The organism is Aequorivita antarctica (genome assembly GCF_007997155.1).
Lineage (GTDB): Bacteria > Bacteroidota > Bacteroidia > Flavobacteriales > Flavobacteriaceae > Aequorivita > Aequorivita antarctica.
The window spans coordinates 321115-333321 of the sequence record NZ_VORT01000002.1 but is presented as its reverse complement, the minus strand read 5'-3'; the positions used below and the strand labels follow the sequence as shown (position 1 = coordinate 333321).

Sequence of the window (12207 nt, the reverse complement as noted above, 5' to 3'; positions counted from 1 at the left end):
CTATTAATTATTAATAAATTAAAATACATTACAATGAGTAAAGGAACAGTAAAATTTTTCAACGACGCTAAAGGTTTTGGATTCATCACTGAAGAAGGAGTTGAAAAAGATCACTTTGTACACATTTCTGGATTAATCGATGAGATTAGAGAAGGTGATGAAGTTACATTTGACCTTCAAGAAGGAAACAAAGGATTAAACGCAGTAAACGTAAAAGTTGTCTAAATAAATATTCTTATATTTTCAAACAAAGCCCGTCTTAATCGATGGGCTTTTTTTTATCCATATATTTAAAAGTAAATCCATAAAAAAGTAGTCTGCCACTAAAGCATTAGCGAGTGAAGATGTGTGGGAAACAAATTAATTTTTTAAAAGAACATAAGCATTTAAAGAGGTGGCAATAAGAAGCCAAACAAGATAGGGGGCTATCAATAACGATTTAAAATCCAAATGCGACCAATAAAAATACATAAAGAACCCAATAACCAGCGTAAGCCCGGTTATTATAAATAGTCCTGCTAAAACTTGATGGTAATGGAAGAAAACCGGATTCCAAGCTAGATTCAGGATATAATGAAGAAGCAATACACCAATAAGCATTTTTTTATTCTCGACCACAGGCCATAAATAAGCCAGGTAAATACTGAAACAAATCATTATCAACGTCCACGAGGCACCAAATACCCAACCCGGTGGCGTCCAAGGCGCTTTGTTAATACCGGCATACCATTCAGACCTAGGTCCTTTTCCTGCAAGGACACTTCCAAGTCCGATAGAACCAAAATTTAGTATTAAGAATAGTATAAGTCTGTAAATCATTTGAATGTGCTTTTTAAAATATTCAGTTATTTGAAAATAACAATTTGTTTCATTCAATAATTTCGTAGTCAATAGCTAGTTTTCGTAAAGCTCTTAAAGCAGAACCACTGTCTTTGTCTTTCACTTCAATATCTACAGCATCTCCCTCTAAGAGTATATCCGTAAGTTCATTGGCTAAAGATTCGCTTATGTTTAATGAAATGGCTACAATACATTGGGCTATAGCTCTTTTATCAGGCCGCTGCGCATCACAGGATAATAAGTTTAATTTCATTATATCAAAATTAGAATAGAGTATTTTTCATAATTCCAAATCTCATAGTTCGTACCTCGTCGCTCGTACTTCTTATTCAAAAGTATACCGTTGTTCGGCAGTAGAAGACGCGTTTAGCAATTGGTTAAAGACTTTAATATTATTAAAATCGCGGGTAATTGCTTCGGAAACAGCAATTCCAGATATACCTGTTTCTAAAATGGCAGTAACGTCATCTGTTGTAATGCCTCCAACGCCAATAATGGGGGTGCCGGTTTTCAATATATCTGTAATGGCAGTATAGCCAGCTAAACCTAAAGCGGGTGGTAAATCAGCTTTAGTTGCTGTTGCTCTAAAGGGACCTAAGCTTATATAGTTTACTTGTTCATCAAGCAATGCTTCACAATCTTGCATAGTATTTGCCGTACCGCCAATGATTTGCCAAGAGTATAAATGCTTTCTAGCTATAGTAGGGGAGACATCTGTTTTTCCTAAATGCACCCCATCTGCTTTAACTTCTCTTGATATTTTATAATGATCGTTAATGATTAGCCTGGTTTGAAAATGAGAAGTGATTTCTCTGGCCTCATTAGCAAATTTTAATAATTTCTTTTCCGCAAGACCTTTCAAACGCAATTGCACCAATTCCGCCCCAGAGTTACAAGCCTTTTGAATGTTTTCCAAATGCTCCTTTGGAGAACTTCCTTGGGTTATATAATGTAGTTTAGGGATCATAAATATCAATCAATTTTTAATTTTGTTTAACGTCTCAATACTCACTACTCAATACTAACAACCTTAGAATACGCCATAAAATACCCTTCAAACCGCTTCAAAATGGGATGCATTTTTTCTGAATAAATCACATACTGACATTTATGGATACTTTGAGTAATGGACATAATAGCTTCATATGATGATTTTTGGGTTAGAAATTCAGCGTCGTCTATACTGAACATCTTTAATTGAGAGATACTCACCCCGTTCAATAAAAACAACTTATTCATACTCTTGGGCGTGGTAATAAGAATGTCTGTACCCATAGCTATTTCGGATTTCTGCACATCAATGTGCAGCTCTTCATAGCCTACATAAACCCGTAACGAAGTATGTTTGGTATAGAATAAAAACGCATCGTATAACTCCATGGCCTTTTCCTTGTTTTCAACAAGAACTACCGCCCTTGGGGCATTTCCAACTTCCTTACACTTCAATTTTTGCAAAGTGGTAATTATAAGCGTGGTCGTTTTTCCACTATCCTGTGGGGCCGTGCAATACACATTGGCGCCACTTTTTATAACAGGAATGCTCGCGCTTTGAAAAGGAGTAGGAGTAGTTATTTCTAAAGCCGCTAGCTTCTCTAGTATATCGGGATGTAATTTTTTAAAAGGCATAGGAATTTAATAAATGAAGGCTTAGCGTACGATTATGCTAATAACGGTAAAGATACTGCCTACAAACGACATAGGGGTGCGTTGTTGGGTTTTCTATTTTGGTGGCCTCGATACTAATTCCACTTCGCTTCGCTCTTTGGAATTCACTCGGTCACCATTCGTGATTGTGACTTGGGTAATGATCCAAACCGTCATTGCGAGCGCAGCGAAGCAATCTCATGAAACCACTTGCCATCATGAATAAACTACACCTGAGCAGATTGCCACAGTCGCTCCTTGGGTCGCTCCTTCGCAATGACGAACTACAACTCAGAATTAAGAACAGGCCCCAACACCTCCCATACAGTATTGGCTACTATCCTATGTCCTTCAACAGTCGGGTGAATACCATCACTCTGATTTAATTCTTTTACACCACCTACGTCTTTCAAAATAAAAGGAATGAAGGCAATTTTATTTTCTGAAGCCAGATCAGAGAAAACGGCTTTAAATTGGGTTGTGTACGCTTGTCCCATATTGGGGGGTAATTGCATGCCTGCCAAAACGATTTTTGTGCTTGGGCTTTTGGCTTTTACGGCATCTATAATCGCTTGCAAATTCGCTTTGGTTTCTGTTATAGGCAGACCGCGCAGGCCGTCGTTTGCGCCTAGCTCCAGCACGAATATATCGATATCCTGGTTGAGAATCCAATCGATTCTACTTTTGCCGCCAGCGGAGGTTTCGCCACTTAGGCCAGAGTTTACAACCTCATAGTTTAAGTCCAAGGAATCAATTTTAAACTGAATAATCCCCGGAAAAGCATCGTTAGTATCATCTAGCCCATAGCCGGCAGTAATGCTGTCGCCATAAAATAGGATGGTCTTGCTGGAAGTGGTTGCTGGAGCTTCCGTTTCAGTTTCAGTAGTGGCATTTTCGTTTGTATCTGCAGAGACTTTTGATTTTGTGTCATTTCCACAGGAGATTACAACAAAAACCATCAGGAAATAACAAAACTTTAAGAGGTTTCGATATTTGGAAACTGTACTATTTAAAAGGGTTTCTGTAATTTTGGACTTCGGCATAAGGACGCTGATTATTATAAAATTTAAATGGTAAAGATATTAAAGATTAACGGGCTGGAAAAGACTTATAAAAGTGGTTCCAAGGAATTAACGGTCCTTCATAATGTTTCCTTTGAAGTTGAAAAAGGACAAACATTCTCCATTGTTGGCCCCTCGGGAAGTGGGAAGACCACCTTATTGGGCTTAGCTGCAGGCCTAGATACGCCCAGTGCTGGCACGGTTGAATTATGCGGACATACTTTAAACACCCTTAACGAAGATGAACGGGCGCAATTGCGCAATGAAGAAGTGGGGTTTATTTTTCAGGATTTTCAGTTGTTACCAACCTTAACGGCCCTTGAAAACGTTAGTGTGCCTTTAGAGCTACAAGGCGCAAAAAATGCCACTGCCAGAGCGAAGGAATTATTGGAAAAAGTTGGCTTGGGAGATCGCATTCATCACTATCCATCACAACTATCGGGTGGGGAGCAGCAGCGGGTAGCAGTAGCAAGGGCTTTTTCAAATAGCCCTTCAATTTTATTTGCTGACGAGCCTACTGGCAACCTAGACGAAGAAACCGGCGAGAAAGTGATACAGTTGCTTTTTAACCTCAATGAAGAGGCAGGAACTACACTAGTGATTATTACCCACGACTTAGATTTGGCTGCAAGAACACAGCAAATCTTAAGATTGAAAGGGGGCAAGATTTTAACGAATGAAACAACTGTACAAATTTGAACAAGTCTCAGTTAAAATCTAAACCCAACACCGCTTGGCTTTTTAAAATGGCTTGGCGCGATGCCAAAGCCAGTAGGGTGCGCTTACTGCTTTTTATGGCCTCTATTATATTGGGGATTGCGGCCGTAGTTTCCATACAGTTGTTCGGACAGAACCTAACCGCTAATATTCAGCGGCAATCAAAATCCTTGATGGGGGCCGATTTCCTTATTGATACGGATCAGCTTCCCAATGAACGCGCGCAAGCAATTATAGATTCCTTAAAACCAGATGCATCGGAAGTAAACTTTGTATCGATGGCCGCTTTTCCTAAGAATAACGGCACTAAATTAGTACGTGTCCGTGGTTTACAAGGCGATTTCCCTTTTTACGGAACGCTTAAAACACAGCCTGTTACAGCCGCTACTTCCTATCAAGCTTTAGGTGGGGCTTTGGTTGATGCTACTTTGATGTTGCAATACAACCTTCAAGCGGGCGACTCCATTAAAATAGGCGAAATAACCTTGCCCATAGCCGGCGCATTAAACGCTATTCCCGGTAATAACGCTGTTTCCAATTCTGTTGCACCCTTGGTGATTATTCCTTTTCGATTTATAGCCGACACCGAATTGTTACAGTTTGGAAGCCGAAAACAGTATCAGTATTTTTTCAAGCAACCCAATACAGATCTGGTGGCACTGGAAAAAAAGTTGCAACCGATGCTCGAGGCAGAAAATGCAGACTTGGATACCCACACCAACACCAGCAGCAGATTGGGGCGCCGGTATGACAATGTAGGCTCATTTTTAAACCTAACCGCCTTCATAGCGCTATTACTAGGCTGCGTAGGGATTGCCAGCTCGGTAAACATCTATATCAAGGAAAAAATAAAGGCCATTGCAGTATTAAAATGTCTGGGAGCGTCCAGAAAACAAAGCTTTTTGATTTTCTTGATACAGATTGCAGGCATAGGGATCTTAGGAGGTATTATAGGAACCGCAATAGGAGTAGGGCTTCAAGAACTTTTTCCCATTGTATTAAAAGAGTTTTTACCGTTCGAATTAACCATTAGCATTACTGCACAACCGTTAATCATAGGCGTTCTTTTAGGCTTGGTGATGTCGGTTTTATTTGCTTTATTGCCTTTATTGCGCACTTGGTATGTTTCCCCCTTGGAAGTGCTGCGGGTTAGCGGCGATACTTCTAAACAATCTGCGAAGGCCCGTTATAGTGTCATTGCCGTGATTGTTTTGTTTTTATACGCCTTTTCCTATTGGTTGCTTAAAGATTGGTTATTTGCCTTGGCCTTTATCGGCGGGATACTCGTAACCTTCGGTATCCTTGCAGGTATTGCAATAGGGAGCATGAACTTGGTTAAAAGATACTTTCCCAAGGGTGCAGGTTTTACTACACGGCAAAGTCTGCTGAATTTATTTCGTCCCAACAACCAAACCGTTGTGTTGCTGGTAGCTATTGGATTGGGTACCTTTTTAATCAGTACGCTTTACTTTACAAAGGATATTTTACTAGATAAAGCAGCATTGGGGCAAACCTCAGAAAGTGCAAACTTGATAACCTTGGACGTGCAGCCAGACCAAATAGCTGAGGTTGTAAACACCTTTAAGGCGAATGACTTGTCGGTATTGGATAATATCCCGATTGTTACGATGCGGATGCATAGCATAAAAAATGAATTGGTAAACAGCTTGCGAACGGATACTACTTCCCAAGTAAAAGGCTGGCTTTTAAATCACGAGTTTAGAACCACCTATCGCAGTGAACTTACCGATTCCGAAGAAATTGTAACAGGGGAGTGGGTGGCTTTGCACAAGGCAGAAGATACCATCCAAATTTCCATCTCCGAGAATCTTGCTGAAGACGCCAAGGTAACACTTGGCGACCCAATTGTTTTTAATGTGCAGGGCGTACTTATGGAAACGGTGGTTACAAGCATCCGAAAAGTGGATTGGACAACCCTGCAACCTAATTTCTCCATCGTTTTTCCAAGTGGAGTTTTGGAAAATGCGCCACAGTTTAATGTGTTGACCACCTATGCGCCAACGGAAGCCAGTTCTGCGAAACTGCAACGGGATTTGGTTACTAAATTTCCAAATGTGTCTGTTATAGATTTAAGACAGATGTTTACGGTAATAGAAGATATCCTGAATAAGGTTTCGTGGGTTATTAATTTTATGGCGTTTTTCAGCATCCTTACAGGGATTATTGTTTTAATAGGCTCTGTGCGTACCAGTAAATACCAGCGAATAAAGGAAAGTGTCTTACTGCGAACCCTGGGTGCAAAAAACAAACAGATATTGACCATTACCGCCCTGGAATATCTATTTCTAGGAATTTTGGGCAGTCTCTTGGGAATACTTTTGGCGCTAGTTAGCAGCTTGCTCTTGGCAATATTTGTATTTGAAGAACCCTTTACACCTTCGCTAATCCCGTTCTTGGTTTTTCTACCTGGAATCTCTCTTTTGGTTTTAGGGATTGGGTTAAGCAATATCCGGGAGGTTTTGAGGAGCTCTCCTTTGGAGGTGCTTCGAAAGAGTGGGTGATGGGTTGTCAGTTGTCTGTTTTGGGTTCTCGGTTGTCGGTTGTGAGGCTACTTGCCGTCATGAATAGAACTACAACTGGGCAGGTTGCCGCAGTCGCTCCTTCGAAATGACGGACGGATGATGAATAATTAGTAATTAATAATGGGTAATGAATAATTAGATTCTGAAATTACCCCTTACGTCTCCCGACGAAAAGGTCGGGAGCCACCTTTTCCTGTAATTTTGTTTTTTCTTCCAATGTGTATTTATTGCATAGGGGAAGGAGCTTTTGATTTATGATTGACGATATAAGATTGGTGATTTGGGATTTGGGAAATATAAAGTATAATGCTTACAGCTACAGCTTAAAACCTAAAACCATTTTAGAATTCTTGGGCTTGAATTTTTGTTACATTTGAACTATGACCAGAAAACTGAAATAAAAAATTGGCGCAATGATTCAAAAAAAAATAAGCTTGAATGATGGGCATAGCATACCGATAGTAGGATTTGGAACCTATAAAGCTATCGATCAAGAAGGAATTGAATCGGTTACATCTGCTATTTCCAATGGGTATTCTTTAATTGATACCGCAGCGATTTATGGGAATGAAGAAGCTGTTGGAAAAGGTATGAAAGCCAGTGGCGTTGCAAGAGAGCATCTTTTTATAACTACTAAGTTATGGCGGGAGCATTTAGGGTATGAATCAACGAAAAAGGAGTTTGAAAATTCCTTACAAAGACTAAATCTAGACTACATTGATTTATACTTAATACACTGGCCTGCTAATGCTAAAAATTACGATAACTGGCAAAAAGCCAATGCCGATAGTTGGCGGGCAATGGAAGAATTACAAGCTGAAGGCAGGATAAAATCCATTGGGATAAGTAATTTTTTTCAGGAGCATTTAGAAGCTTTATTTAAAACCGCCAAGGTGATGCCGGCAATTAACCAAATAGAGTTTCATCCAGGCTATTGGCAGCAGGAATTAGTGACGTACTGCAAAAATAAAGGTATAGCGGTTGAGTCTTGGTCGCCTTTGGCTAGGGGAAAAGTTTTTGAAAACGAAGTTTTGGAAACAATCGCGAAAAAACACAATAGATCGATTTCACAAGTTTGTTTGCGATGGATAATTCAGCACGAAGTAATCGTTATTCCAAAATCAACATCGCCCAAAAGAATAGCGGAAAACATCAAGCTGTTCGATTTTGAATTGACTGCAACAGATATGGAATTAATTGATAAGCTTCCTGTAATGGGTTTTAGTGGAGAATTACCCAATATCTGGCCAGACAGAGTTTAATTTATAAGCGACACAAGAATAAGTTCAAATCATTTAGCCTGGTAACATTAATTAATCACGTTCATTGAGGTGTTTTTTTTATTAAGAAACGGACCTAACAAAGCTAGGATCGTTTGGGAGTGGGGAGAACCTTTGCTATTTCTTAAAAAGGTTTCCAATATATTAAGCTGTCGCGCATTGTTCAATGAGCTCAAACCAGTTCTAAATTTAGTAAAGAGCCTTTTCGTATTCATTCTGTCCAGAACTGTCATTATATTATTATGACGCTTATCCTGTTGAATAGTTTTAAATAAATTATTAAGATCCTGATCATTGCCTTCCAAAACTTGAATAAAAGTCCCTTCCTTATATATTAATATTCCAGTTACATTATTCGAAATATTATTTTGGACGCATTGATAAAATAATTCATCCAAATGTTTCTTTTCCAGTAGCATAACGGCATTGCTAATATAGACGATTGTACGAATCATATACTATAGTTGTTTTATGCAAAATTCCGCTATTCATATTTAAAGATGACCAAGGTTGTGTTAATTGGCGTAATTTAAGATATTGATAATGTTGAAGTTAAATGGTTTTGAGCCAAACACTCAGGGGTCTATGTATGCTGCTTCAAATGAAAACAGATGATGAAAGGTAATCGAGTGAATTCCAAAAGTCCAAAAGTCCAAAAGTCCAACAATCCAGCAATCCAGTAATCCGTTTTACAAGCTTCTTTATAATATGCTACCTTAGCCAATTACAACCAATAAATTAGATACATGAATTCAAATTCCTGGGAAACCTTTTTTTACAATACCAATAAGCTCAGCAAACCTGCACAAGCAAAACAGTTAATTTCAAAAGAGGATATCTCGGAGATGGAGTTATTGCTTATTAGTGTTTTAAATGGATACTTAGCCAATGAGGAGCTAAATAATGGTTTAAAAATCTATATTGATAATGAGCTTCGAAATGATTTTATTGCAAAAATGGCATCAAATCCGCCCAAGTTGGAGTATTCGCTTGAAAGTTGGACGCAACAAATTTTTGGTGACCAAAAGTTTGGGATTATTCTCATGGGTTTGGAACAATACAGTAATTCTTTTGCTGAAAAAGCTGCCACGATAGTTCACCCATTAATAAAAGTTGCCGGCTTGCCTCTTCATGGTTTGTCTTTCCTATTTTTTATGGGAAACTATGGTTTCACGCCATTTGGTATTCATAAAGATGCCCCTGGGGAGGACGGGATTCTATTTCATCTAGGACCAGGAAATAAGCAGTTCTACACTTGGGATGACCCAAAATACAACGCAATAGAACATCACTCTAAGGTTTTTCACAATGTTTCTGAAATGCTTACAGAGGGTAAGGCTCATGATCTAGAGCCTGGAGACGCTATGTTTATTGCACATTATGTGTATCATATTGCCAACAGCCCGAAATTTTCCGTGAGTGTTGTTTTAGATTATATCAACCCTTCCAAAGACCTATTCGAAAATGAACTCATAAAGGAAACTGCCGAAGAAAATCTTATGCATCAAATAGCATATGAAAAACCCATAAAGTTAGCGGCAACACAGTCTGATTTGAATGAACTTATCAACCTACAGTCCATTCAGAGAAAAATGGAAATTACGCTTGAGAGAAAAATGGCCCGCTTGAAAAGTAATGGAGGCATTGGGAAAAAATCAAACAAAATAAGGGCTAAAATCCCCTCAATGGAGGCTTTTTCTATAAAAGGGAAAAAAATATTCCCAATCTATCTTGATGAACAAGACCCAAAAAGCACTTTATTATTTGCAAGGGGTCATCGCATTGTAAAACAAAAACATCCCGAATTGGCAACAGTAATTGACAGGCTAAATAGGGGCGAAGCAATCTCGCTAAGCTCCCTTACCCAATTAATGGATCCTACTTGGGATTTAGTTGAAACCTTTGGTTTTATTCAGGAACTTTTGAGCGCAGATGCCATTGTACTAGTGTAATATTTGTTGTTCCCAACCAGATTTAATTGGACGTTTATTAAATTAAAAATCAGCATTTACACTCAAGAAAATCCAAAAAGATGAAAATTATTTTTATAATTATGATTTTTAGCTTAGTTGCTTCATCAGCAAATGCACAAGATTGTTTTGATAGGTTACAGGAAGCATTTGATACTAGAGGGGCAAATCCTGTAGCAGATGGGATGCATCGAAATGTATATATTTCCTATTTTGAAGATGGAGCTTCTAGATGTATCTCAGGAAAAGTACGTGTAGAAGATAGCAAGATCGTAAGTGTGTTCTTGCAATATGATTATGACACCTATGAGTTAATGGATGCGAAATTCTAAGATTCAGAAAAGCAGCAGCCAACAATAGTAAATGGAATTTCTGAAATGATTTATAACGCTGATGGAGAAAAATTCAAGGTGGTATTTATTGATGTTTTAAAACCGAAACAGGAATAATAGAAGTAACAGCATCTGCAACAATCTAACTAAGGTTTACTTAAGGTGTAATTAAGGTCAAACTCAGGTAGTCCTAAATTTTATTTCAAATCAAATTGTAAAATGTATAAGCTTCAGAGCGAGATAATTTCACAATAGATAAAATAGATTCAAGGAAAATTTTAAAAACGTAATGCTCATAAATCGCGTATTCCAAAATATTCCCGACAAATTCCCAATTAGAGAAATTATATGCAAATTATACGTAATCAATCAAAACGTCATAAATACCATAAACACATACAATAATCGCCATTTCCCCATAATAACTCAAAACACATATTTGTTCTATAATTTATATTATGTAAAATAGAATATGTGAGAACCCTCTATACTTTGCTAGTTGGGTTCAATTTAATGTTTATGTGTGTTTACTTATCTGGAAATTGGATTGTTACTAAAATAGATCCATCATCTGGAAAATCAACAGCCATTACTCTTACTTTCTCTCCAGCGATAATATTCTCTCCATGAATAATCTGTTTGTCATTAACATCATATATATCTACAAAGCTAATAGCTGAAAGAATATCTCCAGATCTGGGCAGTTGGTTGTCATCTTGTCCATAATCCAGATTTCCTTCCGCATTGGTAAATAGATTCTTTACAAAATGTTTTGTACCGTCAGGATCTGCATAGGTTACAACTCCTATATTGGGCATTAACATATCAATTGAATCTGCTGCATCCATAAAGTATTCATCCTCAGGGCCCACTTTATACATATACTTTAAATAATTGTCGATGGAATTTGAACTTACGGCATCCTCCCAATCAGGATTTGTGCTTTCTGTAGCTGTTTGGGTATCATTTTCTATGGTATCTTCTGTGGTTCCGTCATCACAATTTAGTATCAAAATAACAAAAACAAGTAAGGTCGCAATCCCCCCAATTACATATGGCATAATTTTTTTAGAGCCTTTTTGCACCACGTTTCCTTGGTTGGCAGCTGTTACTGGCGGCTTAAAAGTACCTTTTGGAACCGTTTTATTTTCTTCGGCCAATTTTAAGGTATGCTTCAAATCGTTCACCAATCGTTCAAAACCCGCTTCGTGGCCCATTACCGTAAAATCTACAAACTGCTTCCGCGCCAAACGCATCGGCACGTCGCATTCCTCTATCTTTATTGGGTTTACTGTCTTATCAAGCCCTATGGCGTATGATATTTCATCCTTCACATTCTCTGAAGCCACCGAGGTTTTCGACAGTATCAACACTATGGCGTCTGCCTTTTTCAATTCAGATTCTATAGTGTCGTCCCAGTCAGTACCTGTGCGTATATTCTTATCGAACCACACCTCGAACCCTTGTTTTCGCAATGCTTCCACCAAGGATTTTACATATTCAGTGTCTCGTCTTGAATAACTGATAAATATTTTTTTTGCACTCATCTTTTAGCGATTTTAAATTTAATTTGGTTTTGCGTTAGTCAATAATATCATAAGTCTTATGGAAAATGGCATTGTCACAAATATATTTCTCCCCATTTATACCTATCATCAACCAGTCGCCTGCTTTTCCCGTAACAAGTCCTTCTATGCTTTCAACTTGAAAAGGCTCGTCTATTTGTATACATTTTATGGGAATAGGTTTTTTTAAAGCTTTTTTGAAATCCAATTTTGGGGTTTTGTCTAGAAGGAATTTCTTCATAGCTGATAAATTTA

The 12207-nt window shown here is 38.2% G+C and carries 15 protein-coding genes; 7 read left to right on the top strand and 8 right to left on the bottom strand.

Annotated elements, in window-relative coordinates:
- The first annotated feature begins 33 nt into the window (after positions 1 to 33).
- The gene (locus tag ESU54_RS04145; RefSeq protein WP_111843876.1) at positions 34 to 225 is read left to right on the top strand and encodes a cold-shock protein; all 192 of its coding nucleotides are present in this window, start codon (positions 34 to 36) and stop codon (positions 223 to 225) included.
- Between the two features lie 135 nt (positions 226 to 360).
- Here the strand turns inward: ESU54_RS04145 and ESU54_RS04140 are convergent, their stop codons facing one another.
- The 4 genes from ESU54_RS04140 to ESU54_RS04125 form a co-directional block, all read right to left on the bottom strand.
- Positions 361 to 819 carry a TspO/MBR family protein gene (locus tag ESU54_RS04140; protein WP_111843984.1) on the bottom strand — a complete coding sequence of 153 codons (459 nt, stop codon included), beginning with the start codon at positions 817 to 819 and terminating at the stop codon, positions 361 to 363.
- Between the two features lie 49 nt (positions 820 to 868).
- Positions 869 to 1093 carry a hypothetical protein gene (locus tag ESU54_RS04135; protein ID WP_111843875.1) on the bottom strand — a complete coding sequence of 75 codons (225 nt, stop codon included), beginning with the start codon at positions 1091 to 1093 and terminating at the stop codon, positions 869 to 871.
- Positions 1094 to 1165: 72 nt separating this feature from the next.
- A complete protein-coding gene (gene thiE, locus ESU54_RS04130) occupies positions 1166 to 1807 on the bottom strand; it encodes a thiamine phosphate synthase (protein WP_111843874.1) in 642 nt (213 codons plus the stop codon).
- Between the two features lie 44 nt (positions 1808 to 1851).
- Positions 1852 to 2466, bottom strand: a complete 615-nt coding sequence (locus ESU54_RS04125) for a DEAD/DEAH box helicase (RefSeq protein ID WP_111843873.1) — start codon at positions 2464 to 2466, stop codon at positions 1852 to 1854.
- Positions 2467 to 2500: 34 nt separating this feature from the next.
- Between ESU54_RS04125 and ESU54_RS04120 the strand changes: the two genes are divergently transcribed.
- Positions 2501 to 2710, top strand: coding sequence for a hypothetical protein (locus ESU54_RS04120; protein WP_146743974.1), 210 nt, complete (start codon positions 2501 to 2503; stop codon positions 2708 to 2710).
- Between the two features lie 58 nt (positions 2711 to 2768).
- Here the strand turns inward: ESU54_RS04120 and ESU54_RS04115 are convergent, their stop codons facing one another.
- The gene (locus tag ESU54_RS04115; RefSeq protein ID WP_111843872.1) at positions 2769 to 3527 is read right to left on the bottom strand and encodes an arylesterase; all 759 of its coding nucleotides are present in this window, start codon (positions 3525 to 3527) and stop codon (positions 2769 to 2771) included.
- A 27-nt stretch (positions 3528 to 3554) separates the two neighbouring features.
- On the opposite strand from ESU54_RS04115, the gene ESU54_RS04110 reads away from it, so the two are divergent.
- From ESU54_RS04110 to ESU54_RS04100, 3 genes are all read left to right on the top strand, one after another.
- The gene (locus tag ESU54_RS04110; RefSeq protein ID WP_111843871.1) at positions 3555 to 4244 is read left to right on the top strand and encodes an ABC transporter ATP-binding protein; all 690 of its coding nucleotides are present in this window, start codon (positions 3555 to 3557) and stop codon (positions 4242 to 4244) included.
- Positions 4245 to 4291: 47 nt separating this feature from the next.
- The gene (locus ESU54_RS04105; RefSeq protein ID WP_111843983.1) at positions 4292 to 6784 is read left to right on the top strand and encodes an ABC transporter permease; all 2493 of its coding nucleotides are present in this window, start codon (positions 4292 to 4294) and stop codon (positions 6782 to 6784) included.
- Positions 6785 to 7218: 434 nt separating this feature from the next.
- Complete coding sequence (locus ESU54_RS04100) at positions 7219 to 8067, top strand: aldo/keto reductase (protein WP_111843870.1); 849 nt, start codon at positions 7219 to 7221, stop codon at positions 8065 to 8067.
- A 47-nt stretch (positions 8068 to 8114) separates the two neighbouring features.
- Here the strand turns inward: ESU54_RS04100 and ESU54_RS04095 are convergent, their stop codons facing one another.
- Positions 8115 to 8540: a BLUF domain-containing protein gene (locus tag ESU54_RS04095; protein WP_111843869.1), complete on the bottom strand. Its 426-nt coding sequence runs from the start codon at positions 8538 to 8540 to the stop codon at positions 8115 to 8117.
- Positions 8541 to 8831: 291 nt separating this feature from the next.
- Here ESU54_RS04095 and ESU54_RS04090 point away from each other — a divergent pair, with 291 nt between their 5' ends.
- A complete protein-coding gene (locus ESU54_RS04090; RefSeq protein ID WP_111843868.1) occupies positions 8832 to 10037 on the top strand; it encodes an RNA methylase in 1206 nt (401 codons plus the stop codon).
- A gap of 80 nt (positions 10038 to 10117) precedes the next feature.
- A complete protein-coding gene (locus tag ESU54_RS04085; RefSeq protein ID WP_111843867.1) occupies positions 10118 to 10387 on the top strand; it encodes a hypothetical protein in 270 nt (89 codons plus the stop codon).
- Positions 10388 to 10914: 527 nt separating this feature from the next.
- On the opposite strand, the gene ESU54_RS04080 is transcribed toward ESU54_RS04085, so the two are convergent.
- A complete protein-coding gene (locus tag ESU54_RS04080; protein WP_111843866.1) occupies positions 10915 to 11934 on the bottom strand; it encodes a toll/interleukin-1 receptor domain-containing protein in 1020 nt (339 codons plus the stop codon).
- 34 nt (positions 11935 to 11968) lie between these two features.
- Positions 11969 to 12193 (bottom strand): PGDYG domain-containing protein, encoded by a 225-nt coding sequence (locus ESU54_RS04075; RefSeq protein WP_111843865.1) that lies wholly within the window; start codon positions 12191 to 12193, stop codon positions 11969 to 11971.
- Between the last annotated feature and the right edge of the window lie 14 nt (positions 12194 to 12207).